At 35.2% G+C, this 25,327-nt stretch carries 26 protein-coding genes and 1 tRNA gene; 14 read left to right on the top strand and 13 right to left on the bottom strand.

Annotated elements, in window-relative coordinates:
* The first annotated feature begins 93 nt into the window (after positions 1-93).
* Positions 94-687, top strand: coding sequence for a hypothetical protein (locus FA045_RS17980; RefSeq protein ID WP_136878471.1), 594 nt, complete (start codon positions 94-96; stop codon positions 685-687).
* A gap of 115 nt (positions 688-802) precedes the next feature.
* On the opposite strand, the gene FA045_RS17975 is transcribed toward FA045_RS17980, so the two are convergent.
* Positions 803-1,606, bottom strand: a complete 804-nt coding sequence (locus FA045_RS17975; protein ID WP_136878470.1) for a hypothetical protein — start codon at positions 1,604-1,606, stop codon at positions 803-805.
* Between the two features lie 616 nt (positions 1,607-2,222).
* Here FA045_RS17975 and rpsF point away from each other — a divergent pair.
* The 3 genes from rpsF to rplI are packed head-to-tail and all read left to right on the top strand — an operon-like array spanning position 2,223 to position 3,302.
* The gene (gene rpsF, locus FA045_RS17970) at positions 2,223-2,585 is read left to right on the top strand and encodes a 30S ribosomal protein S6 (RefSeq protein ID WP_136878469.1); all 363 of its coding nucleotides are present in this window, start codon (positions 2,223-2,225) and stop codon (positions 2,583-2,585) included.
* On the top strand, positions 2,585-2,848 hold the full coding sequence (gene rpsR, locus FA045_RS17965; RefSeq protein WP_136843636.1) for a 30S ribosomal protein S18: 264 nt from the start codon (positions 2,585-2,587) through the stop codon (positions 2,846-2,848). The genes rpsF and rpsR overlap by 1 nt, the downstream gene beginning before the upstream one ends.
* Before the next feature lie 10 nt (positions 2,849-2,858).
* Positions 2,859-3,302 carry a 50S ribosomal protein L9 gene (rplI, locus tag FA045_RS17960; RefSeq protein WP_136878468.1) on the top strand — a complete coding sequence of 148 codons (444 nt, stop codon included), beginning with the start codon at positions 2,859-2,861 and terminating at the stop codon, positions 3,300-3,302.
* 242 nt (positions 3,303-3,544) lie between these two features.
* Here the strand turns inward: rplI and FA045_RS17955 are convergent, their stop codons facing one another.
* A complete protein-coding gene (locus FA045_RS17955; RefSeq protein ID WP_136878467.1) occupies positions 3,545-4,240 on the bottom strand; it encodes an SDR family oxidoreductase in 696 nt (231 codons plus the stop codon).
* A gap of 536 nt (positions 4,241-4,776) precedes the next feature.
* On the opposite strand from FA045_RS17955, the gene mtgA reads away from it, so the two are divergent.
* Complete coding sequence (gene mtgA, locus FA045_RS17950) at positions 4,777-5,496, top strand: monofunctional biosynthetic peptidoglycan transglycosylase (RefSeq protein WP_136878466.1); 720 nt, start codon at positions 4,777-4,779, stop codon at positions 5,494-5,496.
* A gap of 136 nt (positions 5,497-5,632) precedes the next feature.
* On the opposite strand, the gene FA045_RS17945 is transcribed toward mtgA, so the two are convergent.
* Together FA045_RS17945 and FA045_RS17940 are read right to left on the bottom strand one after the other, a co-directional pair.
* A complete protein-coding gene (locus FA045_RS17945; RefSeq protein WP_136878465.1) occupies positions 5,633-8,062 on the bottom strand; it encodes an AsmA family protein in 2,430 nt (809 codons plus the stop codon).
* A 992-nt stretch (positions 8,063-9,054) separates the two neighbouring features.
* Complete coding sequence (locus FA045_RS17940; RefSeq protein ID WP_136878464.1) at positions 9,055-9,537, bottom strand: ABC transporter ATPase; 483 nt, start codon at positions 9,535-9,537, stop codon at positions 9,055-9,057.
* Between the two features lie 50 nt (positions 9,538-9,587).
* On the opposite strand from FA045_RS17940, the gene FA045_RS17935 reads away from it, so the two are divergent.
* The gene (locus FA045_RS17935) at positions 9,588-10,067 is read left to right on the top strand and encodes a hypothetical protein (protein WP_136878463.1); all 480 of its coding nucleotides are present in this window, start codon (positions 9,588-9,590) and stop codon (positions 10,065-10,067) included.
* Positions 10,068-10,657: 590 nt separating this feature from the next.
* On the opposite strand, the gene FA045_RS17930 is transcribed toward FA045_RS17935, so the two are convergent.
* The 3 genes from FA045_RS17930 to FA045_RS17920 all read right to left on the bottom strand — a co-directional run bounded on the left by FA045_RS17930 (position 10,658) and on the right by FA045_RS17920 (position 13,382).
* On the bottom strand, positions 10,658-10,957 hold the full coding sequence (locus FA045_RS17930) for a GIY-YIG nuclease family protein (protein ID WP_136878462.1): 300 nt from the start codon (positions 10,955-10,957) through the stop codon (positions 10,658-10,660).
* A 260-nt stretch (positions 10,958-11,217) separates the two neighbouring features.
* A complete protein-coding gene (locus tag FA045_RS17925) occupies positions 11,218-12,006 on the bottom strand; it encodes a (Fe-S)-binding protein (protein WP_136878461.1) in 789 nt (262 codons plus the stop codon).
* A gap of 80 nt (positions 12,007-12,086) precedes the next feature.
* Complete coding sequence (locus tag FA045_RS17920; protein WP_136878460.1) at positions 12,087-13,382, bottom strand: (Fe-S)-binding protein; 1,296 nt, start codon at positions 13,380-13,382, stop codon at positions 12,087-12,089.
* 234 nt (positions 13,383-13,616) lie between these two features.
* Here FA045_RS17920 and FA045_RS17915 point away from each other — a divergent pair.
* The 3 genes from FA045_RS17915 (at position 13,617) to FA045_RS17905 (ending at position 15,784) form a co-directional block, all read left to right on the top strand.
* Positions 13,617-13,692 (top strand) — tRNA-Phe (locus FA045_RS17915).
* 1,156 nt (positions 13,693-14,848) lie between these two features.
* Positions 14,849-15,370 (top strand): GNAT family N-acetyltransferase, encoded by a 522-nt coding sequence (locus FA045_RS17910; protein WP_136878459.1) that lies wholly within the window; start codon positions 14,849-14,851, stop codon positions 15,368-15,370.
* A gap of 129 nt (positions 15,371-15,499) precedes the next feature.
* Complete coding sequence (locus tag FA045_RS17905) at positions 15,500-15,784, top strand: hypothetical protein (protein WP_136878458.1); 285 nt, start codon at positions 15,500-15,502, stop codon at positions 15,782-15,784.
* 32 nt (positions 15,785-15,816) lie between these two features.
* Here the strand turns inward: FA045_RS17905 and FA045_RS17900 are convergent, their stop codons facing one another.
* From FA045_RS17900 to FA045_RS17885, 5 genes are all read right to left on the bottom strand, one after another.
* Complete coding sequence (locus tag FA045_RS17900) at positions 15,817-16,224, bottom strand: Dabb family protein (RefSeq protein WP_136878457.1); 408 nt, start codon at positions 16,222-16,224, stop codon at positions 15,817-15,819.
* 471 nt (positions 16,225-16,695) lie between these two features.
* Positions 16,696-19,044, bottom strand: coding sequence for an LTA synthase family protein (locus tag FA045_RS17895; protein ID WP_169305098.1), 2,349 nt, complete (start codon positions 19,042-19,044; stop codon positions 16,696-16,698).
* A gap of 434 nt (positions 19,045-19,478) precedes the next feature.
* Positions 19,479-19,664, bottom strand: a complete 186-nt coding sequence (locus tag FA045_RS18990) for a hypothetical protein (RefSeq protein WP_205943189.1) — start codon at positions 19,662-19,664, stop codon at positions 19,479-19,481.
* A 220-nt stretch (positions 19,665-19,884) separates the two neighbouring features.
* Positions 19,885-20,073, bottom strand: coding sequence for a Sec-independent protein translocase subunit TatA/TatB (locus FA045_RS17890; RefSeq protein WP_136878455.1), 189 nt, complete (start codon positions 20,071-20,073; stop codon positions 19,885-19,887).
* Positions 20,074-20,160: 87 nt separating this feature from the next.
* A complete protein-coding gene (locus tag FA045_RS17885; RefSeq protein ID WP_136878454.1) occupies positions 20,161-20,496 on the bottom strand; it encodes a hypothetical protein in 336 nt (111 codons plus the stop codon).
* A 699-nt stretch (positions 20,497-21,195) separates the two neighbouring features.
* On the opposite strand from FA045_RS17885, the gene FA045_RS17880 reads away from it, so the two are divergent.
* From FA045_RS17880 to FA045_RS18925, 4 genes are all read left to right on the top strand, one after another.
* Positions 21,196-22,434: a tyrosine-type recombinase/integrase gene (locus FA045_RS17880; protein WP_136878453.1), complete on the top strand. Its 1,239-nt coding sequence runs from the start codon at positions 21,196-21,198 to the stop codon at positions 22,432-22,434.
* Between the two features lie 310 nt (positions 22,435-22,744).
* Entirely contained in the window at positions 22,745-23,524 is a 780-nt protein-coding gene (locus tag FA045_RS17875) for a hypothetical protein (RefSeq protein ID WP_136878452.1), read from the top strand.
* An 85-nt stretch (positions 23,525-23,609) separates the two neighbouring features.
* Positions 23,610-24,236, top strand: coding sequence for a hypothetical protein (locus FA045_RS17870; protein WP_136878451.1), 627 nt, complete (start codon positions 23,610-23,612; stop codon positions 24,234-24,236).
* A 277-nt stretch (positions 24,237-24,513) separates the two neighbouring features.
* Positions 24,514-24,654, top strand: a complete 141-nt coding sequence (locus FA045_RS18925; RefSeq protein WP_169305097.1) for a hypothetical protein — start codon at positions 24,514-24,516, stop codon at positions 24,652-24,654.
* Positions 24,655-24,707: 53 nt separating this feature from the next.
* Here the strand turns inward: FA045_RS18925 and FA045_RS17865 are convergent, their stop codons facing one another.
* On the bottom strand, positions 24,708-25,055 hold the full coding sequence (locus FA045_RS17865; protein ID WP_136878450.1) for a hypothetical protein: 348 nt from the start codon (positions 25,053-25,055) through the stop codon (positions 24,708-24,710).
* 135 nt (positions 25,056-25,190) lie between these two features.
* Between FA045_RS17865 and FA045_RS19165 the strand changes: the two genes are divergently transcribed.
* A partial coding sequence (locus FA045_RS19165) for a helix-turn-helix domain-containing protein (protein WP_169305084.1) occupies positions 25,191-25,327 on the top strand: 137 nt, incomplete at its 3' end.

Here is a 25,327-nt window from a genome sequence, read left to right as displayed (position 1 = left end):
TATAAATTGGTCAATATGACACATGATATGTGTTTGTTTTCTGTTTACATTTGTGTTGTTAATAGATTATTACTCATTTAAACGAAAAATAACATGAAAAATTTACTAAAAAACAGTTTGATTTTAGCTTTAGTGCTAATTTCTTCTATCGCTTTTGCTGATGATGCAAATATTTCGGTAAAAGTTAAAGCTGAGAATGAAAAATCTATAATTTTTTCATTAGATCAGGCAGAAAAAATTAATTTATCAATTTACAGCTTAAATGATGGTATAATTTACGAGCAAAATATTAAAACCGATAAGGCTACAACTAAAACTTATAACTTAGAAGCATTTCCTGATGGAAATTATATCATTAAATTAGAAAATGAAGAAAAATTAATTGAATATCAGGTAAATATTTTTAAAGGTAAAACATTAATTTCTGAGCCAATTGTTACTGAGTTTTTTAAACCTATTTTAGTTAAAGATGAAGACTTCATCACAATTGATATGAAGTACGTGCCGCATGGCGAAGTTGAGGTTAAAGTATTTAACGAGTATAACGATGAAATGTATGCAAAATCATTTGCTAGCAAAGTAAATGCGGTTAAAAAATTCAACATCAGCAAAACTGATGCAAAACAATTAACTTTTTTAATTAGATCTAAAAATCACGAGTTTATTGAGACTGTGGTATTAAGATAGTTAGCAACATCTATTTAGTAAATGTCTATTTCGAGGAGAGATAGACATTTTTTTTCACCCTATTTTTGGATTATTATGTTGGGTGTGAATTTTTGTTTTTCTCTCCGTTGTCATTTTATTCTACTGGATATTGTCCAACTGCCTCAACTCCTTTGTCTGTAAATTTCAATATTTCTGTTGTAATTGGATAACCTGATTGTTTATATTCGTCAACAACTACTTTACCAATTCTAACTGAAAAGAATTCAAAGTCTTTTTCGGAAAAAATGTAGCAAAAATCTCTCACAGGAATTACTGCGTAAAAAGGAAATCCAAAGTCTGTCTTAATTTTCTCTTTCATTGTTGGTGCAAAAAGTAAAGCACCTTTTAATGTTGTATGTTCAACTTCTATTAATCCAAGTTTTCGATTTTCAATTGTGTCAAAAGTAATTGGCGTAATTTTTAATAATTTGTCAGCATTATTGTTCGCTTGAATATCAAGTTCAGTTTCTGTTATATTCCATTTTTTCAAATCGTCCTTGGTTATCCAGGTTAGTTTGTCTTGTTCGCTATGAACATACACTTTGCTAAATTCATCTGTTATTTTGGCGTGTAAAAACTCTTGAAAATCGTTGTCGTTTGGAAAAAGCGAAATGTAGATGTCTTCTTTTGCGTCTTCCCAATTTTTAGGAAGTTCAATTGAGTACGAAACCAAAGTTTGGACAAGGTCAGAAATATGACTTTCATCTTTATCTCGTTCGTAATTTCTGCTCACATTATCCAAACTTATTTTAAGTGTCAGTTCTCCTTGTGAAATATAAATAAGTCCCGTTTCATCAACAGAGTCGATTTTCATTCCTTTACTCTCTATTTGAGATTTGAATTCGTCAAATACAAAGTCTTTATTTTTGTTGTCTTTACATCCAAATAGTCCGAGCATTATTGTCAGTGTTATTATGTTTATGTAGTGTCTCATTAAAATGGCAGGTAACTCTCAAATATACGCATGTTTTTTACACTTTAAATTAAATCATATGCGCTGAAACATGTATACAACCATTTTACTGAAGGTACAGCGTTGGGTTTTTTGAGCAAACTTTATCCATGTATAAATGGGTATAATCGTTTATACATGGATAAGCTTTTTTCTTTTTAAGCTCTGATAAACTTTAATAGTTGCAGAACCCAAAGTTAGCTAAACCCGGTAGCAGTGTAAATACTTTTTTTATTGCCAAAATGCACATCGGTTAATAGTTGCGCTAATGTTAATAGGATGCTGAGATTTTAGTTAGCCACGAAAAAAGATTGAAACGAATAACGAGGCTGAACTTACCGAAAGGTGTTGGCTTAGCTTTTCAAATTTAAGTTATTGTAAGATAGTTTAGTAGTAACCAACTAATCATTTCTCATCTTCCCAACTAATCAACTAACCACCTTAACATCTAAACCTTCAACAAAATTTCACATTAACCCTTTGATTTTAAGAATAATCTCCCTACATTTGCAACCCGTTTTAAAGCGGAATTAAAAATTAATTAAACATTTAAATAACAAAGATGAATCAGTACGAAACTGTTATCGTTCTTACCCCGTTGTTATCAGAAGATGTTGCGAAAGAGGCTTTAGCCAAATTCAAAAGCATTATTACTGATAGCGGAGCCGAAATTGTTGCAGAAGACAATTGGGGTTTGAGAAAATTAGCGTATCCGATTGCAAAAAAAGCAAGTGGATTCTTTCACCTTACAGAATATAAATCTGATGGTGAAGTAGTTAGCAAATTAGAATTAGCGTTAAAACGTGATGAGCGTGTTTTACGTTTCTTAACTGTAAGATTAGATCGCCATGCGATTGCTTATAGCGAGAAAAAACGTAGCGGAGCTTTTAACAAAAAACCTAAGAAAGAGGAGGCTGGAGCATAATGGCAAAAGATCAAATACAATATGTTACCGCTCCAAAAGTGGACGATAACAGAAAAAAATATTGTCGTTTTAGAAAAAACGGTATTAAATATATCGATTACAAAGACGCAAACTTCTTGTTAAAATTCATCAATGATCAAGGTAAAATTTTACCTCGCCGTTTAACCGGTACTTCATTGAAATTTCAACGTAAAGTTGCTCAAGCTGTAAAACGTGCTCGCCACGTAGGTTTGTTACCTTTTGTTACTGACCAATTAAAATAAGCGCAGAGAAATGGAAATTATTTTAAAGCAAGATATCAAATCACTAGGTGAGAAAGATGATATCGTAACGGTAAAACCAGGTTATGGTCGTAACTACCTAATTCCTCAAGGATTTGGTATTTTGGCTACAATTTCTGCTAAAAAAGTATTGGCAGAAAACTTAAAGCAAGCTGCTTTTAAACAAGATAAAATTAAAAAAGATGCAGAAGGTATTGCTGAGCGTTTAACTGATGTGAAATTGAGCATTGGTGCTAAAGCTGGCGAAACTGGAAAAATCTTTGGTGCTGTAAATACAATTATGATTGCTGATGCTTTAAAAGCTAAAGGCTTTGAAGTTGATCGTCGTCGTATTACTTTTGAAACTGAACCTAAAATGGTTGGCGAGTATATCGCAAACTTAAACTTACACAAAGAAGTGAAAGTGAAAGTTCCTTTCGAAGTTGTAGCAGAGTAATTCAGCTAACACTAACAAAAAAGTCCTTCATGATTTTCATGAGGGACTTTTTTGTTTATAAACTTTGTCATCCTGAGGAACGAAGGATCTCAAAAATATATTATTATCGTCATTTCGAACAAGTTTTTCACGAGTAGAAATCTGTTGCACCCTCAATCAATAAGGGTTGATAACGTGAAACACAAATCAATACAAATTTACTAAAAGATATCTCCTCGCTGCGCTGCGTTCGATATAACGGTCTATTGTGGCGTTGTTGGTCTAATCTCAACCTTACTCGGTAAAGTTCTTGTTGGCATTTTTAACATGCTTACTACCAATTCGCCAATATCCTCTGGCTGGATCTTCCAACTATCTTTTTCTTGGTCTGGTTGATGATCGTTAAAATAGGTAGCTACCGAACCTGGCATAATGGTACTTACTTTAATGCCATGTTTTCTTAAATCTAACATTACGGCTTGGGTAAAACCTGTTAAGCCAAATTTACTGGCATTGTATGCAGAACCTCCCGCAAAAAAGTTAGTTCCTGCTAAGCTTGAAATGGTAAAAATGTATCCTTTAGTTTTTTTTATGGCATCAAGCGAAGCTTTGATACTGTAAAAAACGCCAGTTAAATTGGTGTCTATGGTTTCATTCCAATCATCAATTGTTAAATCTTCTATGCTGGCAAAAGCACCTACACCTGCATTTGCAATTAGTACATCAATTTGCCCCCATTTTTCAATCACTAAATTAATGGCATCTTGTTGCGATTGGTAATCTTTTACATCAGCCTCGATGGCTAAAACATCTCCAAAAGTAACCAGCTTACTTGCTGCTTCATTGGCACTTGTTATGTTTCTACTTGTTATGGCTACACAATAGCCTTCTTTTAAAAGCGATTCGGCAACGCTGTATCCAATTCCTTTACTTCCTCCGGTAATAACGGCAACTTTCATAATTTTTTAATTTGTTTGTTTTACAACGTATGGCTGGTTAAAAATGTTTGTATTAAGCTTTTAGTGTTTTCTAATAATTTGCCTTAAGTAGAGTATTACAACAAAAAAAACAATTGATAAAACAAAATAAGCGATGGTTAAAAAGGTACTTTGTTTTTTTGTTTTTTTTGTTTCGTTTTCAAATTGCTCCATAATTCTAAAATGGTAACCTCTAACGTTTAAGTAATAATAAAGAAGCAAGAGAAGCGGACAGATTGGTATTAAAGGCCAAAAGTATCCATGTGTTTCTCGGGTTGGGAGTATGATGTTTTTGTTCAAGAAAATGTCAAAAACTAGAGTGAATAAAGTTAAAATATTGAATAAGAAAAATACTGTGATAGTAGTTAAAGTGCTAAACTGAGGTAAATTTCCGCCACTACTATAGTATTTATACATTCTAAAATAATAATAGCTTATGAGATATTTCATTTACACGTTATTTTTGATTGTTAAGATATAGAATCTACAAATTTAAATAATTATTTACCTTTGCCCAAATGGCCAAAAGAAAATCAGCTACTGCTAAAAAACCAAGTTTAATTAAACCAATTGCAATGCTTGCCGCTAAGGTTTTACTTTGGTTTGTGGCATTTAGTGTGCTTTGGGTGTTAGCTTATCGATTTATCAATCCGCCAATAACTGCTTTAATGATACAGCGCAACTGGGAGCGTAAAGCAAACGATAAACCTGCCAAAGCAGAACGTAAATGGGTAGATTTTGAAGACATTTCTGACAACATGAAACGTGCTGCGGTTTCGGCCGAAGATCAGTTATTTTTAAAACACATGGGTTTCGATCTCAAAGCGATTGAAAAAGCTTATGCCAATAATGCCAAAGGCAAAAAGATAAAAGGTGGCAGTACCATTTCGCAACAAACTGCTAAAAACGTTTTTCTGTGGCCAGGTAGATCTTACATCAGAAAAGGTTTTGAGGCTTATTTTACTTTACTCATCGAATTGCTGTGGAGCAAGGAGCGCATTTTAGAAGTTTACCTAAACGTAATTGAAATGGGCGATGGCATTTACGGAGCTGAGGCAGCAGCACAAGCTTATTATGGTAAATCTTGCACCAATTTAAGAAGGGGGGAAGCAGCTCTTATTGCAGCCTGTTTTCCAAATCCAAGAAAGTGGAGCCCCAAAAAGCCAACCAGTTACATCAGGCATCGCCAATATTTAATTATGCGTAACATGAGAAGGTTAGGACCGCTGGATTTTTAAATTTTGAATGATTGCATTTTGAATGATGGAATGATTGAATTCTGAAGTATATAATTATTATAAAATCCTGAATATATTCCTTCATTCACTCATTCCTTCCCTCTATCATTCACTCATTGAATAATTCAAAATTAATTTAATCGTGGTCTTTATTCCATCTCACTTTTAATCCGCCTTTGCCATCGTCTATTGCTTTTAGGTGCAAAACAATACCCTTCATTCTGGCTTGTCTACGTTCTTCTCTGTTGCTTAATTCTTTGTCTTTTTCAGGATTTCTTAACGGGATATCCATCGCAATATCAGTACCTCGCTCTAAGCCATAAATGCCTTTCATGTTAAAGTTTAGCACACTGGTGTTTACCTGCATCGGGCTAATGGTAATTTTATCGCCGTTTAAAATCAATGTACCATCCAAATTATCAATGGCAATATTAGTGAAATCTCTATTGGCGAAAGCTAGTTTTTGCACCATTTGTAAAGGTTCAAAATTTACCAAAGCAGCTTTACTTAAGTTGAAATTTACTTTTCCGTACATCGATCTTTTAACGATTGTGCCATTATCAGTGATGCTGCCTGATGTATTTACTTTTGCTGATAAAAAACCTTTTAAATTTTTATTGGTAATTGAAGTCTGACCAAAGTTTTCGAAACCATAAAAGAATTCTTTTACATTCACTCTACTCACTATGGCATTCATCGTAAACTTGTTAATTGCTCCGGTCTGCTTTAAATTACCAGTCATGCTTAAGCTACCACCCGCATGTTTAACACTTAATTTATTAAAGTAAATTCCATCTGTAAGCATGGCGATGTTAGCGTTTAGGTTTGTAGCCACGAAACGCTTATAAATTGCTCTATTTACATTCAATTGAATATTAACTTTAGCCGCTTCAAGCACGGCACTCAGTTGATCTGAAACTTCTTTAATGGAGTTTTTGGAAACGGGTTTTCTTTTAACAGCTTTCCTTGTAGCCAAAAATGGTATAAATTCATTTAAAGACAATTGCGGACTGCTCAATTTAAGGTTTACTAATATTTTGGATGGGTCTGTATAATAGAAATTTAGGAAATTTTCTATTGATAAGCTCATGTTAAGTATGCTATTACCTAACTGAAATCTGCTGCCAGTAATGTTTAAATCCTTTTGGTTAAAATTTAAGGTTAACGAGCTGTTTACCAATTTCATGTTTCTGGGTATGTAAGTTATATCGGCATCTTTAATGTCAACCGTGCCAGAAATTATAGGTTTGGTAAACATAAAATTATCAATATCAGCTTTGCAATATAACCTCATGTTTGCGGTTCCTTTTTTAAAATTAAAAGTTTCGCCACCAATAGATTGGTTTAAGTTTGTTAACGGAAATTGAGCAGTTACCAAACCAGCGGCCAATGGTCTGGCTAAATTGGTAATAGAAAAGGTATCTATTTTTAATGGCGCATTGTAATAATTGCCAGTCAGGTTATAAAATCGAATGGCCGAATTTTCATCGCCAATGGGTTTGTTAGCGACCTCTCTATTTTTAAAAGCTCCTGTAAAACTGCAATCGGTAAGTTGTCCGCTTGGAATGGTAATGGTGTTTTTCTTCACCGTCATACGCACATCAATTAACGGGTCTGAGCTGTTTTTGCTTCCATCATCTATGATGTTACCTACAACCGCAATAGGCTCGTCGATAGCAAATTTTAACAATTTAGAGGAGATGTTTGGAGACAGTAAAAGTGCAATGTTTTTATAAAGGATTTTATCGGCTCGAACGCTTATGGCAAAAGCCGATTGATCTTTAGCCAGATCTATTTTAGCGCCGATTATAAATTCATCACCACCGATTGATAGCTTTTTTGGCTCAATGGTAACCGCTTTAGTTTCGTTATTATAATGAGCCACCAACGTACCTTCTAATTGTTTGTCTTTTAAAAAACTTCCTTTTTTAGTGTTAAAAGCAAAGTTTTTAACCAAGGTTTTGAGTTTAATGTTTCCATTCCATCCCGAATCTGGATAATCGATATTCCCATTTAATTCTTCCACTAAAAAATTAAAGAGCTTTAAACGTTTTTGGTTATCTACTACCAAATTTACGTTGTTAAAAGCGATCTTTTTAATTTCAAAAGCTTGCTGATCTTTTTCGCTCACAGGTTTGCCAGGTGTTTTAGATTTAAACATACTGGTGTTGCTGTATCCATTACTATCGGTATATAAATAAACGCCGGCGTTATTTATGCCAATTTTGTTGATTTTGATGTTGCCTGCAATTAACGAGAAGATATTTAAGGATACATCAATGTCTTTTGCATTGAGTAAATCGTGTTTGTGTTGTGCCCATAAACTATCTCTCAGTTGTACTTTTTTTAAGGAAACAGAAACTCCAGGGAAGCCTTTTAATAACGTTGTTTCCATGCTGCCCACCTCAATTTTACCATTTACATTGGCATTAAGTTGCGTTAATATGGTATTTAAAATTGATTTGTTATTGTGGTTAATGTAGTAGGCAGCACCCAGCCAAACCACAATAATGAGTGTAAATAAGCCTGCAAGAATTTTTAAGGAGATTTTGAGCCAGCGCTGCATAAATGGGGATTAATTGTTAGTTAAGATAACAAATATCTTTCACTTATGTTTATTATTCAATTATTTAAGAAATTTTTGAAAAGCAGGAAAGGTAGCTTTTCGGAGAATGTAGTCCCGCTTTTTGCTATCTGCCCAATGTTGAGTTAAGAAGTAAATAAAAAATAAGTGTCATCCTTAGCGCCTGCCTGCGGTAGTCAGGTAGTCTAAGGACAAATTGTTTTTTGTTTTTGACCATTTAAAGGTCTTCGACTAGGCTCAGACTGACATCGTTTGTACTTGGTAACTTTTTCGGTTACCCAGAAGTAAAACGTACAGCAGGACTAGGTAAAGTATTTTCGTTACAATCGGGTTTAGTTTACGCAGGTTTTTGCCACTATGAGGGGTTTGCTGTGCACAGGCCTAAGTTAAATAGCCCTGATAGTAAGAGAATAAGGGATCGAAAATGCCTATCGTATCGAAACAATTAATAAGATATTTTTTCGCTCTATGCCACGGGGCATTTTACTTTTTTCATAAGTGTTTATGTTTTCAATGGCATTCAAGCTTGCTTCGCAGGTTAAGGCATCAAAAGTAAACAAAAATGCTTGTCAATCCCGAAATGTGCCTTTTCACAGCCCTCCGCTCATCAAAAAAACAGCGGCACTTCGTTTAATCAGTCGTTATTTTGTTTTCATTTGTCTGATTGAGCCCTTCGGGGTTTGTTCGTTTGTAATAAATGAAAGTATCTGCAAACCCGAACACAAAACCACTGCGTTTAAGGTTTGATAGTGCTGGTTTTTCTATAGTACTCCTGTTTTTTTGATCTGTCTGGCACTGAGGATTGACTTGCACTTAGCGAAAGACAGCAATATATGAACTGAACCTAGCAAAACGCCAAAATTACCAAAAGCAAAAAGATGTGTCCACACGATAGGATTTATCGGGAGACTAAAGTGGATAGCAGGATTAACATTAACCAGTGCAATGTTACTGCGCTTCTAATCATATAAATATTAAGCGAAATGATCGGCAAACACTAATTTATGCCAACTATCTTTTATTGGCACTTCCCATTTATCTTGAAACTCTGCCAAGTTTTGTACTAAGTTGTTAAATACAATGGTTTCTGGCGTTACTTTTTTAATGGTGATTAAGGTCTCGAAATCTTCTTTGCTGATCACGTGTACTTCACCGTCAAATTTATAAGCGATATTAAACCGGTCAAACAGATCTACGCCATAGGTGCTTTCAATTTCTTTAATTAACCTAACAGATGAATCAATTGAGCAGCCAGTTACCGGAGCAATTTGCTCATCGACTGTTAAAACAATAAAAATGTTGTAGATGATTTCTGCCTTTGCAGCAAGTTGGTTTCCGTGTGCTGCCCATTGCGCCGTAAAATCATCAAGCTTTTGTTGTATAGCCTGAGTTTCAGTTTCTGTAAACAGGCGGTTGCTTTGGTAGATCCAAACTTTAGAATGTGGAGAAAAAATCATAGTCAAATTTACTATTTTATTTAATTTACTACTACCAAAACTCCCTTGTGATGAAAAAGTTTACATTGAACTTAAAAATTGTGTTTTCTTTTGCTATTTGTATTGTTCTTTGTGTGTTTACGGCTTTTCATGTAGCTGAAGAAAATACCATTTTAATACAAAATATATTGATTAAATATTATAATAATGATGAGGAGGCAAGTAACATTAAACGTTACGAAATAAATGTTACTAACACTGGTTTTTGTTGGTATCGGAAGGTTTTTAACAATGGAAAACAGGAGTATTTTGCCTTTAATTTTGCCCGCTTAAAAAGTATAGATTATTACGGCACTAATTTAAAAGGTAAGTTGTATTTGCATACCAACGGGGATGATGTGATTGTACAAACTCGTAACGATAGAAAAGGTGATGTAGATTCGATGAGTAGATTTGTGGTGATCCCCTTAAAAAATATTGATGCTGATGAATTGAATGCTTTGGCAGCGCATTTTAAACGAATGAATACGAAGGTTTTGGTGCAGAAGTAGGTGAGGCGTCATATCGAACGCAGCGCAGCGAGGAGATATCTGTTCCCTACATGCTACTGCCTTCATTTTGCTCAATGTTAGTTTAGTGCTCAAGAGGGTTGGAGATTTAGCTTCGCTGAGCCCTTCGGGGTTCTCCTCGGTGAAGAACCTCGTTTGAAATGATTGTTGGGCGGTTTCGTCATATCGAACGCAGCGCAGCGAGAGCTTGTTCCGAAATTTCGGGAAGATATCTGTTCCCCAAATGCTACTGCCTTCATTTTGCTCAATGTTAGTTTAGTGCTCAAGAGAGTTGGAGATTTAGCTTCGCTGAGCCCTTCGGGGTTCTCCTCGGTGAAGAACCTCGTTCGAAATGACGGTTTTGGGCGGTTCCGTCATATCGAGCGCAGCGCAGCGAGAGCTTGTCCCGAAATTTCGGGAAGATATCTTTCTGCTAAATGTTGCTGTCTTCATCTTGCTCAAGGTTTGTTCACCGCTCAAGAGGTTGGAGATTTAGCTTCGCTGAGTCCTTCGGGGTTCTCAATCGCGAAGAGCTCATTTCAAAATGTCGGTGTTAGGTAGTTCGGAATGACGATGTTGGGCGATTACGTCCTTTACCAACTTTTAATGCTGTCAAATAAATCTTCCCAATTTGGATTTGTACTCTCAATCAAGGCATTTTTCTTTTCTCTTCTGTATCTTTTGATTTGCTTTTCTCTACCAATAGCGTCTTCAATTGTTAGAAATGCTTCAAAATAGACACAATACTCTAAATTATATTTTGATGTGAATGAGGTTGGATATTTATGAGTTTTGTGCTTAAGAATTCTTGAAAGTAAATCAGAAGTTACTCCAATGTAGAGTGTGGTTTTGTTCTTATTCGTCATGATGTAGATACAACCACCTCTTTCCATTTTGCGTTAATTTAAACTCATAGTCATATCGAACGGAGCGTAGCGAAGAGATATCTGATAGTTGTTTGTTGCTGTCTGCTTATTTTGCTCAATGTTAGTTTAGTGCTAAAGAGGGTTGGAGATTTCTCAATCGCGAAGTGCTCATTTCGAAATGACGGTGTTGGGCGGTTTCGTCATTGCCAACTCGATTGGCAATCGTAATGCTAAGCAACTTTATTTGGCATTACGATTCCCGCTTTTGCGGGAATGACGGTTTATCCCTACAAACCGTTCGCTCTTGCGGTAATCTCTGCGATATCTAAAACTTTTACTTCTTGCTCTTTATCTTTTAATTTAACACCATCACTTAGCATGGTCATACAGAACGGACAGCCCGCTGCGATCACTTGTGGTTGGGTTGCTAAAGCTTCTTCAATTCTTTCGATATTTACGTCTTTTGTTCCTTTTTCTGGTTCTTTAAACATTTGTGCACCACCAGCGCCACAGCAGAGTCCGTTGCTTTTGCAACGTTTCATCTCTACCAAATCGGCATCTAAAACTTCTAAAGCTTTGCGTGGTGCTTCGTATACGCCATTTGCTCTGCCTAAATAACAAGGATCGTGGAAGGTGATTTTTTTGCCTTTGAAGCTTTCGCCACCTTCGGCTTTTAGTTTGCCTTCGTTAATTAAATCTTGAATCAGTTGGGTGTGGTGGATTACTTCATAAGTACCACCTAAGCCTGGATATTCGTTTTTAATTGTGTTGAAACAATGCGGACAGCCAGTTACAATTTTTTTGATGTTGTAACCGTTTAACACCTCAATGTTTGTCATGGCTTGCATTTGAAACAGAAACTCGTTTCCTGCTCTTTTTGCCGGATCTCCAGTACAACTTTCTTCGGTGCCTAAAACAGCATATTTGATGCCTACATGGTGTAAAATCTTGCAGATGTCTCTCGTAATCTTTTGTGCACGCTCGTCGTAACTGCCTGCACAACCTACCCAGAATAATATTTCAGGCTCTTCGCCCATGGCCATCAGTTCGGCCATTGTTGGTACTTTGAATTCCATATCTAATCGTATTGCGTAATGCGTATAGCGTATTGCGATTTGTTATTTTTTAGTTGCTGTTAACTGAAAATTGAAAACTGTTAATCTTGGTTAGCCCAATTCAATCGATCTGCTGGCGAGTATTTCCAAGGTGCGCCATTGTTTTCTACGTTACCTAACATGGCGTTGATACTTCCTGGCGCTACCGATTCTTCCATTACGGCATATCTTCTTAGCTCAACAATAATTTCTAATGGATCGATGTTGATCGGACAAGCTTCGGTACAGGCATTACAGCTGGTGCAAGCCCAAATCTCTTCGCGAGTAATGTAATCGTCTAATAAAGCTTTTCCATCTTGATGATCGGCTCCATGTTTATCGATGTTTTTACCCACTTCTTCCAAACGGTCGCGGGTATCCATCATTATTTTACGGGGCGATAATAGTTTACCAGTAATGTTTGCCGGACAAACGGAAGTACATCTGCCACACTCGGTGCAGGTGTAGGCATTCATTAGGTTTACCCACGATAAATCGTTTACATCTTTGGCGCCAAATTTGCCTGGGGCTGTTTCTGCAGGTACAAAAGAAGGATCAAGCATGGCTTTAACTTCATTGGTAACGCTTGCCATATTGGTGAATTCGCCTTTTGGCTCTAAATTAGAGAAGTAGGTGTTTGGAAAGGCAAATAAAATGTGAAAGTGTTTAGAGTAAGGTAGGTAGTTTAAAAAGGCGAAGATGCCCACAATGTGGAACCACCAACATGCTCTTTCAATTACAATTAGGGTGGCTGCATCTGCAGGTAACAAACCTTGTAACCACATGCTAATTGGATAAGCACCAGCAGTTACATAATGTGCTTCGCCCAAAGCTTGTAATTTATAATCAGCCCCATTCATGATCATAAAGGCCGACATTAATAGAATTTCTACAATCAGGATGTAATTGGCATCAGATTTTGGCCAAGTTTTCATTTCTACCCCAGAAAAGCGTTTTAATTTCATCACATTACGGCGAATTAAAAAAACCACACAGGCTAATAAAACCCCTATTGCCAGTAATTCGAATGAGCCAATTAAAAAATTGTACAATCCACCCAAGCCGCTAAATACGCGGTGGGTGCCGAAGATACCATCAATCATGATCTCTAATACTTCGAGATTGATGATGACAAAGCCTAAGTAAACCACCAAGTGCAAGAGAAATGGAATAGGACGAGCCGCCATTTTTGTTTGACCGAAGGCAACTTTAAGCATGGTACCCCATCTTTTTGCTGGCTGATCGCTACGGTCTTTCGGGCGACCTAATTTGATATTGCGAATTACTTTGCGAGCATTGAAGCTAAATAAGCCAATGCCTGCAATTAAAAGTAGAATAAAGATAATTTGTGCTGCCATACGCTTTGTTAATGGTTAGGCTAAGTTAAAATAATTTAGATGAATATATATTACTATGCATGCATAATTTTAAAAATTTAGAATCGATATGAATAATTTGAAAATTTTATTTGTGTGTAAATGACTGATATTTAGCAAGAAGCTCTGTTTTTGGAATAAATAGTGAAATTAAATTGAAAAAATATTTTAGTTTTTGAAAAAAGAAGCTACATTTGCATTCCCAAACGGGACGATGGTGCCTTAGCTCAGTCGGTAGAGCAAAGGACTGAAAATCCTTGTGTCGCTGGTTCGATTCCAGCAGGCACCACCAAGAAAACCTCAACGAAAGTTGGGGTTTTTTCGTTTTAAAGCGTTTTCGAGGAGCTCCGAGTTGGCATTTGGAGGGCGTAAATCATGAACAATCAAGTATAAGACAACCTGTTCTCTGCCTTATTCTTGCTCGAACCTTGTTCGGGTATTGTTCGGCTTTTGTCCGAGAAAACTGGTATAAGGTGCTACTAAGATACGAGTAAAGTTGGTGCATGGTAAGCCGAGGTATACGGCTTACTTACTCCTATATCTTTTGTGCTAACATAGTGAGTATAGTTATACTTAATAGACACTAGCTTGCCCTTGGCGTTCCTCTACCAAATCCCCTGAAGAGCCCTTGTTTACCCATAGTGTCTCGGTATAGTTCCCTTAAAACGCAGTTTTACCCAATATATACCGAGATACCAAGCAAGTATCATGCAATAGCAAAGCAAGGGACATGAGAGGGAGCCTAAGTTAAGAAGGGTTGTATGATGAAGCGAAAGTTTAGGGAATTAGGTGTGGCGATTGGCGTTTAGCGTCAACATGAACCTCAGCGCAAAAAATGTTTGGAGTTAGGCTTGGGCGTGTAACAGATAGTAGTTTAGATAGATGGGTTAGAGGATTAGAGATTAACCCTCACCCTATGAAAGTTGGTGGTAGAAGGCGGTTACTTCGGCTCCCTCTCCTTAAAGAGAGGGATGGTTGGGGTAGTGGTTTTAACCTATTTGTTTAAGGGCCTCACCCTATCAATGTACGTAGCTTAACGCGGTTCATTCGGCTCCCTCTCCAAAAGAGAGGGATGGTGGGGGTAGTGGTTTTAACCCATTTGTTTAAGGGCCTCACCCTATGAAGGTTGGTGGTACAACGCGGTTCATTCAACTCCCTATCCAAAAGAGAGGAATGGTAGGTATAGTGGTTGTAACCCGTTTGCGTAAACAGCTTCTTTTTTGGTTTAGGCACAAGCGACACGCTTGCGCCAGCGGGGGGATCGGGAGGGTTTATTCTTTTTAAAGCGGTTTCGAAAAGTTTTTAGCTTATGACTAAGTGAGCGAGACGATTGTTCAAGTAATGCTCATTTCAACAAAAAATATTCTTTATATCATCACATTTTTTTTACAGCAATTGGGGTATGGTAGCCGAAACCCATTGCTTATTTTTGCCGCTCAATTAAAAAAATGAAAATAACCAAAGCTACACTTGAAGATGTTAAAGAACTGAATAAATTGGTAAATTCTGCTTACCGAGGTGAAGAATCGAAAAAGGGCTGGACCACCGAGGCTGAAATTTTAGGTGGGATAAGGATTGATGAAGAGGCTTTGGCATCGCTGCTGGCTAAGCCTAGGGTAAGCATCCTTAAGCTTAGCGATGAAAATGGCACAATACTGGGTACGGTTTGCTTGGAAGTAAAAGCGCATGAGTTGCACCTTGGTCTCTTTTCAGTTTCACCACTTTCTCAGGGCAAAGGCATAGGCAAGTTGCTTTTAATGGCGGCTGAGCAAGATGCCTTGGAAAATGATTGCACTAAAATTGTGATTTCGGTGATCAGTAAACGAGTAGAACTGATTGCTTGGTACAGTCGCCATGGTTATGTAGCTACTGGAAGTTCTGTTACATTCGAGGAAATTGAGGGTAGGTTTGGCGAGCCAAAAGTAGCAAGCATTAGCCTAATTGAAATGGAAAAGAAACTTGACACCTAAAAGTTTGCTAGAATTTTCTTGAATAACTTGGTGATGGTTGTTTTTCGGTTGGATGTTTAGGCTTGCCAAACAACTTAATTCTACAACAATTAATATCACAGCATTGTTAATAGATAAAATAAACATGCTATGGAAAATCAAAATGATTTTAAATTTAAAGAAGGTGATACACAAGAAAGCGCCCAACAGTTTAGGATAGAAGTTGCTGAAGGCGAAAATGGTAGATATTTTTACATTAAACCGCTAGGCCATGCCCGCTATGAAATTAGAGATGATGAGGGTGTTATTGGTTCGGTGCAGTTAGATGAAAATGATCATGCTCATTGCGAAAGTCAAGGCTGTGAATTGGATTTGCCATTGATATATTCTATTAGGGATCAGATTCGTTTGCACGAAGGACTAAAAGGCATATAGCTAAGCTCTCATCGTTATTTTAGTGATAGTTATTAAATGATAATGGTATCCTTTACTTCAACTCTTTGCCAATATTTTTTGAATTGCTCGGCGCCAGCAGCGTGATCTGGGTGGTTGCCATAAGCGGTTATATCTTGCAGGTTTTTGAATGTGATGATCAGGTGGTATGAATAGGAGTGATCTACCACTTCTCTTTTAGGCGTGGGTGCTGCTTTGCCATAGTTTATGGTTTGTACAAGCGGTATCTTTGCAAGTAGCTCGAAGTAACGCAAAAAATCTTCTTCTTCTGTTTTAGAAATGCCATCCTTGAGCCAAAAATAAACGTTGTGGATAATGTTACCTTTTTTAAGTCCGGTGCTTTCTGATTTAATTTGCTTTGCCATAACTGTTCCTGAAGCTGCAGTTAATATAGCCCCAGCAATAAATTGTTTCCTTTTCATTCCTTAAAATTAGGAATAAAATTAAGATAATAATTTAATTGATTTTGCGGAATTTTTACAATTGATTTGAGTAAATTTCATTAAGTTAAGTGGAAAAATCGATGATATGATCCTAAACTTGGTGAAGGAAAATGGTTTTTCTTTTTTAACTATTTGAGGGGCTCTTGACAGGCTTATACTAATTTGTGGTTTTTAATAATTGTCGTCCTTGAGTTTGGTTAAGGACAACTGGTTTTTAGCTGGTAACTTTTAGAAAGGTCTTCGACAGGCTCAGACTGACATGAAATTTTTAATGCAACGGTACATCTTTTTTGAAAACGTTTTCTAATATCAACTCAGGTAAACTTTCTATTTATTTAAGCTCAAGTCTTCCTGATAAATAAATGCAGCATTTAAGTAATTTTGATGTGTGGCTGGATCTACAGCTTACCCCTTTTATAGGGGAATCTTATTTAAAATCGTGTTAAAATTCTACTTAATGAAAGAATTTACATGTTGAATCTGATATTGCATCCAGGAATTTAGTTCATTATTCAGTTTTTTAGCATATTCTGGTTCTCTACTGGCAAGGTTTACAGATTCGAGTGGATCATTTTTTAAATTATATAAATAGGATGTGTTAGTTGTTGCATTGTAAATAAATTTATAATTTCCTTCTCTGCAGCCAAACAGCAAATCAGAATATGGAGTAAAGAAATAAACTTTTTCCTTTCTAATCTTGCTAAATAGGTTTTCTCCCTGCCATTCATTTGGGATAGGTTTCTTTAAGATGGAAAAAATTGTAGGCGCCACGTCGCTAATACCTGCAATTTTGGGTATGTGTTCGCCATTAAAAAGCTGTGGGTTAATAAAAATTAAAGGGATATGAAGGTTTTCTTCAAATATACCCCCTGCATGAGAAGTTTGCCCGTGTTGCCCAAAGGCTTCCCCGTGATCTCCTAACAGCACAATAAGTGTTGAATTCATCAGGTTTCTCGTTTTTAATCCCTCAACCAATTGTCGAAGTGTCCTATCTGCATCATGTAAGGCATTCAAGTATCTCTCCTTCAGCTCGTTATTCGTATTAAAACTTATCCTCTTGCCTGTTGAATAATACGGGTAATGTGTTTGATAGGTCCACATCATTGAAAAGAATGGGGTAGATTGATCTTTTTTTATCCAATCAAAAAACGCCGTAGGCAGGCAGGCATCACTGATTCCTTCCAAGTTTTCGTTTGGGTGTTGGGGGTCAGAAAAAATTGGTGCATCACAGTTGTTCTGTCTAAAATCCCGAATCTCATCTATATCTCTATGCTTTAAAAAATTATCAGCACCCTGAAAACGATTGTCGCCTGAGTTGAAAAAAGAAGTTCTATAACCAGATTTTTTGAGCTCCGAAGAGATTGATGGCCATTTAATGTCTGGCATTTCCGCTGTAATGGACTTATAGGACAGGTAGGGATAACTGCTACAAAGAAGGGATACCAATGATTTATTCGTTGCTGGGGCGTGTGCGTAAGCGGCATCGAAAAGTACCGCCGATTGTTTAATGGAATCAAGAAATGGTGTTGATTTATATCTCGAGTTATAGGGAGTAATGTATTCAGCCGCTGTTGATTCTAATACAAAAACAATAACATTCTTTATGTCGGATTTTTTAAATGCAGACGCATATTGAGGTTCTAAAACATTTACGTTCTTTTTGGTAAATTGGTCGAGGTTAATGTTATTATTATAGCTATCCGATAGACCATTCTCCTGGAATAATGAGGAAACAAAATAGATGACTGGATTTTCCTTTTTTCCATCGTCAATTGCTAAATTGGTTTTGGCAAGGCAAACTGCAGTGAAAGTCAGCATTAAAAATGCAACTGTAATGACCGGACGTTTATACAACAACTGATAAATAAGCCAAACCAAGGGGATAGCAGTCAAGATCATCATTAAATATGCCAATAATGAATTTTTATCAATATTATTGCTAATTGCCCTTGAAGAATCAGAACTCATTAAAAAATCGGAATAATACAGCCATCTGTAGTTAAAGGGCCTTCCCAGTAATGCAGTTATTTTAATGTTTGCCAATGCAATGGCAATTGATATAACAGCAAAGCCAGCAAAGATCCAAAGAATTAGAAGTCGGTTGTTCTTTTTTATAAAGAATAGAAAACCAAAGAGAATTGTTAGTATAAAGGTATATAATAAGTCTTGGAAACAGGCCTTTAACAATGCCGGTAAACTATTTAATGGGGCAGTCAAGAACTGACCTAACTCATCGACAGTTATTACTCTGATTATTATGAGAATGGTTGAAAGTGCAATGGGAATTGAAAAAAATGCGGCTTTCGGATTTAAAGGAATAAAAGTTCTTTTAATAATAAATTTTTGGACTATAAAATAAAGCAGTGCAAGTGCTGAGAATATTAAAAAGCAAAAGACAGCATACTTTAATAAAGAAATCTGTTTGGTGGGTTTTAATTTATTAACCTCGGGTGATATCTTAATGACCGTATTACCCTTAATAATGCTTTGATAAAAACGCTCATTGGCCAGTTGATTTTGGTCTGTGTAATAAACATTCGCTTTAAATAGCTCCGTTTTTTTTGTAAATTGAAAGAGATATTCAATTGAACAGCTATCTGGTACATTGAGTTTTAAGATATAATCATCACCATCTCTTACCATGGGTGAGCTCATTACTCTATCTTGTATAATGGTGCCGGCAGGTTTACTTTCCGCTAGTTTCCAATAGTTCAGACCCCAAATCATTGTTACGTTTGTTGCATTTGGGATATGGCATCTTATCTCAATTGTGTTGGCCCTGGATGAAAAGGTTTTCAATAATAGGGTAATAAATATCAAGTACTTAAACATCACAAATTATTAGATAAAATTAAAAACTGTTTTTAAAACGAAATTATCCTGATCGTTCAAAAGTTTGGATAGTGGATGACTTCAATATCTTTACCAACGTAAAATATTGTTAGAATTTCAATCATTTTGGTGGTATAAGCATATTGCATGTATGCAAAATAGTGATAAAAATGTAATCAAACAAATGACTGGAAATGATATTATTGCTGTAGTAAAATGGCAAAGGATAGCAATTTGAAACGAAATGGCTATTTAAATAAGGTTTTTTATTGCTTCAGAACAAGATAAAATAAATACTTCAAATCATCAAGAGGTGTTGGTTGGCGTAAGTGGTTATATCTTGTAGGTTTTTGAATGTGATGATCAAGTGGTATGACTAGGAGTGGTCTACCACTTCTCTTTTAGGCGTGGGTGCTGCTTTGCCATAGTTTAGGGTTTGTACAAGTGGTATCTTTGCAAGTAGCTCGAAGTAACGCGAAAATTTCTTCTTCTGTTTTAGAAATGCCATCCTTGAGCCAAAAATAAACGTTGTGGATAATGTTACCTATTTTAAGTCTGGTGCTTTCTGATTTAATTTGCTTTGCCATAGCTGTTCCGAAGCCGCAGCCAATAAAGCCCCAGCAATAAATTGCTTCCTTTTCATTCCTTAAAATTAGGAATAAAATTAAGATCTCGGTTTAGCTGATTTTTGAATAATTGTACAAACTTGCATAATGGCAATAAGTGATGCTTGTAGTTCTCCTACCTCAACAAACCAAACATCTCACAAAAAAAGATAGCCTGATCAAATCAAGCTATCTTTTTTTACTACTCCTTCGGCTTTAATGGTTGTTCTTCATCAACGCCATCTTTGCCGTTGTTAAACTCTTTAATTCCTTTGCCTAAACCTTTCATTAATTCGGGGATTTTTTTGCCGCCAAAAAGCAATAAAACCACTAAAACGATAAGAATAATTTCTTGTGTGCCTATGGCACCTAATATTAATGAGGTAAACATGTTTAAGTTTTTTTAAAATAAATAACTAGTCTTTAGCAAAATGGCCAAAGACTTTTATCCCACAGTTGTGGCTTAATGATAAAAATATTAAACAGTTAGTTGTGGTGGTGGAGATTCTAAAACCTGATAGGGCTTCGGGTAATTAACTTGGTAAGTGTGGTTATGTACTATCGGTTGCGCAATGAATACAATTGTTGTGGTTAATGGAGGATTTTGATGAAAAACGATGAAATTTTTGGCTAAGGCGTGGTTTGTAGCACTTTGAGTTTCTGGTACATCTTTTTTGAAAACGTTTTCTAATATCAACTCCGATAAACTTTCTATTTTATTTAAGCCCAAGTCTTCCTGGTAAGTAAATGTGCCATTTAAGTAATTTTGATGTGTGGCTGGATCTACAGAGAGGTTGATGAGCTGAAGGAGCATAAGCCAACAACAGCACTTTATTAAAGCCGATTTAATTTTGTTAAACACCATTTAGGCAGTAAATATAGAAATAAGCCTAATGAGAATTTTAATTTGAGCGTAAAGAAAAGGTTTATATAAGCTTGGAGTGTCAAGATTAATTAATAAACCTACAGTTCAAAATATTGTTCATGGCTCTGCATTCAAAAAAGCAAATTGACAGAAAAAATGAAATTATCCTACTATGCTAATCTAATTTTCCAAATTATTGGAGTTCTTCGCCTTTAGTTCTTCAAGTATTTCTTTTAATAATTGAGTTTGAGCTGTGCTATGTTTGCTGATATTATATATGGCATAAAAGAAAGCAACAATAAGTGTTACATAAAGAATTGGGAGCAAGATTAAAAACATTTCCATCATGATTTTATAAAAATCTAAATATACAATTTGACACCTAAGAAAGAATAAATTGATAACAATTTAGAAATAAAATCTTTCATTTCAAGCTCCATAGTGCAACTTTTTGGGTCTGCGATATAATTTTAATAAAAAACTTGTTTGAGGTTGAATTAGCTAAAAAAAAGAAAGGAGATTATCCATCCAGACTAATCTCCTTTTCTAACCAAGAAAAGACCACCTTGTATTTTTGTTGCTTCTATTGCAAATGAAGGCTAATTCCTGTATTTTTACAACTATAATTACAACTAAAAAGGACAAAAAATGGGAAAAAAATCTAAACGTAGCAATTATCAAAGGATTGATTTAGGAATTTATTCTGGTATTAATTTTTTGTTGGTAGTCCCATCGAAATGGAATAAAAGTTTATACCCATTACACTATCTTGAATACTATAATGGTAAGCAAGTAAAATACTACACAGAGGTTAAAAGCTTATACCAACAATATCTCCCTACGCTTACCCGACCAAATGTAACAGAGCAAGAAAAAATAACAGAATTACAAAGGCTATATAGCTATGATATTGGTAAAATCATTTCTAGCCTCGATTTAAAGGCCTCAGACGATATAAATTTAAATACCCTTATGAACGCTGCGGTCGACATTTTCTTTCAATACCAAGAATCGCAGTATGCTAAGGGAGAATTAAATAATATCTCTAATTATAAAGACAGGACAGCCAAGTTGAAAGATTTCTTCAGGCTTGACAATAATAAGCACTTAATGTTAAGAGATTTAACTAGCGATATATGGGAAGCATTTAGAAATTATCTCCTAGGTACTAAGAAATTAAAGAAAAGTACTGTTAACCAATACATGACCTATGTTAGTCAATTCTATAACTTTTTAATTTTTAAAGAAATTGCAATTTTCAACCATTCTTTAAAATTAAAAAAACTTGATGCGAGCAAACAAGAAAAGAAATTTAAGGAAATAAAAGATGATGTTCTTAAATCCTTTTTTCAAACACTTGAAGCAAATAAATTCAAATATACTCGCATATACTTATCAGCTCTACTTATCTACGAGCAAACAATCCGACCTATCCAATTATGCTCTATTAAAGTAAGCCAATTGGATTTGACAAACAACCTAATTAAAGATATATATAGTGCAAAAAATAAAAGCTATCGTTCAATAATCATTTCACCAAAGGTTAAAGAGCTAATAGAGATTGTTTTAAAAAATACTTCCGATAGCGGTATTGATATTGAACCGCAAGATTATCTTATTGGAGGTAGAGACAGATTGAAAAAGGGAATTCCTTATACTCCAAAAGATGTAAGGCGTGTGTTTGATGTTTTTAAAAGAGAATTCCCTCAATTCAAAGAAGTATTGATTTATGATTTCAAAAAAACCTCGATAACCAATCAATTTAATGATGCGACAATTGCTCCAGATTTAATTCGTCAGAGGGCTAACCACAGTAAAATGGAGACGACACAGATATATAATCAAAAGAAAGATGTGACGGCACCATTTATCTTGCAAATTGATTAATCAAAGTATTTTAACTCACTTGATCCGGCACGGGTCAAGTTAGAATTCTAAAAGGAGCTTGTATTAAGCTTTAATAACGGGTTTTTGTCGTCATTAATTCTTCTATTTTTTAAAATATAAAAATCTTGCCCTATTATGAGCAGGATTTTTTTATGTTTTTTAAACAGTCTTTAAAACTTGGGAAAAAATCGATATTGCAGTATTTTTGTATGTAATCGGAAATCTTTTAGGATGGGAGAGAGAGGGTATCAAGTCCCTTAAGCATCGCTATGCCATTTGGATAGTAGACAATTAAGGATAATAAAACATAATGATTACAGAAACAAGGCTAAAGATTGAAAGAAAAAAAAGGTATAATACAGTTGACGAAAGGGAAGCAGCAATTAGAGCTAATAAGCGCAGGTCAAAAGCAAAAGTTAAGTTAAGAAAAAGCATTCCAAATTCCAGCCATGAGAGCGTCTTTAGCAATTTAGTTTATAGACAACAACAATTTGATTGTATTAAGGGCTTAAACTTTACACACGAATGTACCTTGAGGTTCAATAATTTTACAATGATTGAGGATGCAGAATTTAAAGTCAGATATTTTAGGGAACTATTACAAAAACTTAATATAATTTACAATGTGATAAATTGTTTGGAGTTTGGTGCAGATAAAAATATCCATGTCCATTTGGCGCTAAACTTTACAGAGCAATTCTTGAAAAAATACAATTCAAACGAAAAAATCAAAACATATTTATATGAGTTGTGGAATTTTAACGGAAGGAATGGGACTGTATGGGTGGATGCATTTTATGATGATAGACACAAAGTTAAATATCTGAAATATATGTTAAAACAACTATTTCCATGTAGTACCAACTTAATTAGGCAGAAGCAAATTGAAGCGTTTTATGTTCAAAGCTATGTTGATGTTTGCTCTTTTCCAGTAGCTTTAGTGAAGACAAAAGATGTTTTTATATACTCACATATCCTAACAGTTATTCAAGAAGTAAAAAAAATGAAAAGTTTAAGAGATTACTTTGATAGGCATAAACAAAAAATCTTATCAGCTGCACTTACTGCTCTGTTATTGTTGATTACTTAGTGAGTTTATGATTTCTTTGGATTAAAATCATAAATTAGCGTAATTAACTAATTTTTAATTAATTTTATCTTCTAACCCTCTCATTATGACATTACTTTATGTACAACCTATTGGAGAAAAAATAGTCTCGATATTTTTAGGAATTTCATTTTTGTACCTCATTGGGTATGTAATAAATTATTTTTTAAAAAGCGAACGTTTATCCAAAATCCTTTCTTACAAGTATTTTTTAATTTTTATCGCAGTAGTTATTGGTGGAAATTTGCTTGGATATATTTCAGCTCCAAGAATAGCAATAGACCCCGTGGATTCATCCAAGAATGAGCTGGACATCCTTATAAAAAAGACAGAAGAGATGGGACTTCCATTTTCTGAACAACAAAGACTGCAATGGGCAGAATGTGTACAAGGGAAAGTAAACCTTTCAACATCATCAGGTAGCACTCCAGACCAAAGTTTGATTAATAAAGCATTTAGGGAATGTGAGGACTTTATATTTGAAACACAAACATTATCAGGATGGACACCCAAATTTGAGAATAGACTTTATTTGGAGTTTGTAAAAAAATTCTCTCAAGAAAGTAAGGATAGTGTGTTAGTCAATCAAATATCAAAATGCGTTGTTAATAAAATTAAGCAAGCTTATCCAAATGGTATTGACATGGTGGATTTAAAGAAAAAGATGGTTGTTCTAACTAAAGATTGCTTTTGACAGAGGTGAGTGGCAAATAATTGACTAATGCGCTGATGGAGTTATACTCCTTTTGGCTCTTTTACAGCAAATGCGACCTAAAGAAAAGAGTTTCATTTGAGTATTGTGAATAATCATCCAAGTTCGAAGTGAAAAGTATCAAATGAACGGTTAAAAGAGGCTTTTAAAAATGTACATTAAAGAGATGTTTCATAGCGTAATCTAGAACAAATTATTTTTGCTTTTTATATAAATTAATATGGTATTTTAACTATTTATAATAAAAATATCCTTCAAAATGCTGCAAAAACAAACTCATGTAGAAATTGATGATTTCTATAATAATTACATAATCACAGAATACAATGATATTGATGAAGATGCTTGGCTTAAAGCCTTTGATGACCATCAAAAGTATTTGGATGAAATGGGCTATTAGCAACTAATTGTTATCATTTGGATCGCTGAGCGATCCAAATATTGTGTTAGTTTTTAGAGTGGAGGAGCCGCAGTTAATTGATTATCTTTAAAAATTAAACTCCCAGCTCCATGTTTTCCATCTAATTTAATAATTCCATTTTCGATGGAATGTAGTTGATAATAGTAGGCATAACCATCCTTGTTATGCTCAATCATCTCAAAATCGCTATCTTCATTTCTGTAGACTATTAAGCCAGTTAATAATTTAGGATGCTCAACACCGTCACCTCCTTTATCATCATCGGTAGGTATTAATGAATACTGTAGTACAGCATCTAAGTCTCCATCGTTATCTAAGTCTCCAGTTACTATTTTGTAAAAATCTAGCTCTCTACTGGAGATTTCGCTGAAACTGACCACCCCATTTCGGTTTAAACTGACCACCTATTCCGCTGGAAACTGACCACCTGATTTCGGACTAAACTGACCAGTTTGGAACGGGGCCAAATGCTATTGGAGCAACCCTATTTTTGATGGATATATAATCCCTCCGAAATGGCCAATTCCACGATTAGCATGAGCAAGATAAGACAGATACTCAGAATGTACAGCCAAGGGCGGAGCAAACTTTCCATTGCCACCCATACCGGTGTTTCCCGTAATACTGTAAAAAACTATATAAACGCATTTTC

Source organism: Pedobacter cryotolerans (genome assembly GCF_005116475.1).
GTDB lineage: Bacteria > Bacteroidota > Bacteroidia > Sphingobacteriales > Sphingobacteriaceae > Pedobacter > Pedobacter cryotolerans.
Note: the sequence above shows the minus strand (reverse complement) of the source record. Positions and strands in the feature narration are given on the sequence as shown.

Coding starts and splice junctions, on each gene's coding strand:
- FA045_RS17980 (WP_136878471.1), top strand. CDS start 94: ATGAAAAATTTACTAAAAAACAGTTTGATTTTAGCTTTAGTGCTAATT.
- FA045_RS17920 (WP_136878460.1), bottom strand. CDS start 13,382: ATGGCAGCACAAATTATCTTTATTCTACTTTTAATTGCAGGCATTGGC.
- FA045_RS17940 (WP_136878464.1), bottom strand. CDS start 9,537: ATGATTTTTTCTCCACATTCTAAAGTTTGGATCTACCAAAGCAACCGC.
- FA045_RS17925 (WP_136878461.1), bottom strand. CDS start 12,006: ATGGAATTCAAAGTACCAACAATGGCCGAACTGATGGCCATGGGCGAA.
- FA045_RS17955 (WP_136878467.1), bottom strand. CDS start 4,240: ATGAAAGTTGCCGTTATTACCGGAGGAAGTAAAGGAATTGGATACAGC.
- FA045_RS17930 (WP_136878462.1), bottom strand. CDS start 10,957: ATGGAAAGAGGTGGTTGTATCTACATCATGACGAATAAGAACAAAACC.
- FA045_RS17880 (WP_136878453.1), top strand. CDS start 21,196: ATGGGAAAAAAATCTAAACGTAGCAATTATCAAAGGATTGATTTAGGA.
- FA045_RS17885 (WP_136878454.1), bottom strand. CDS start 20,496: ATGCTCCTTCAGCTCATCAACCTCTCTGTAGATCCAGCCACACATCAA.
- FA045_RS17870 (WP_136878451.1), top strand. CDS start 23,610: ATGACATTACTTTATGTACAACCTATTGGAGAAAAAATAGTCTCGATA.
- FA045_RS17890 (WP_136878455.1), bottom strand. CDS start 20,073: ATGTTTACCTCATTAATATTAGGTGCCATAGGCACACAAGAAATTATT.
- rplI (WP_136878468.1), top strand. CDS start 2,859: ATGGAAATTATTTTAAAGCAAGATATCAAATCACTAGGTGAGAAAGAT.
- FA045_RS18990 (WP_205943189.1), bottom strand. CDS start 19,664: ATGGCAAAGCAAATTAAATCAGAAAGCACCAGACTTAAAATAGGTAAC.
- FA045_RS17900 (WP_136878457.1), bottom strand. CDS start 16,224: ATGAAAAGGAAACAATTTATTGCTGGGGCTATATTAACTGCAGCTTCA.
- FA045_RS17910 (WP_136878459.1), top strand. CDS start 14,849: ATGAAAATAACCAAAGCTACACTTGAAGATGTTAAAGAACTGAATAAA.
- rpsF (WP_136878469.1), top strand. CDS start 2,223: ATGAATCAGTACGAAACTGTTATCGTTCTTACCCCGTTGTTATCAGAA.
- FA045_RS17945 (WP_136878465.1), bottom strand. CDS start 8,062: ATGCAGCGCTGGCTCAAAATCTCCTTAAAAATTCTTGCAGGCTTATTT.
- FA045_RS18925 (WP_169305097.1), top strand. CDS start 24,514: ATGCTGCAAAAACAAACTCATGTAGAAATTGATGATTTCTATAATAAT.
- FA045_RS17875 (WP_136878452.1), top strand. CDS start 22,745: ATGATTACAGAAACAAGGCTAAAGATTGAAAGAAAAAAAAGGTATAAT.
- FA045_RS17975 (WP_136878470.1), bottom strand. CDS start 1,606: ATGCTCGGACTATTTGGATGTAAAGACAACAAAAATAAAGACTTTGTA.
- mtgA (WP_136878466.1), top strand. CDS start 4,777: ATGGCCAAAAGAAAATCAGCTACTGCTAAAAAACCAAGTTTAATTAAA.
- FA045_RS17935 (WP_136878463.1), top strand. CDS start 9,588: ATGAAAAAGTTTACATTGAACTTAAAAATTGTGTTTTCTTTTGCTATT.
- rpsR (WP_136843636.1), top strand. CDS start 2,585: ATGGCAAAAGATCAAATACAATATGTTACCGCTCCAAAAGTGGACGAT.
- FA045_RS17905 (WP_136878458.1), top strand. CDS start 15,500: ATGGAAAATCAAAATGATTTTAAATTTAAAGAAGGTGATACACAAGAA.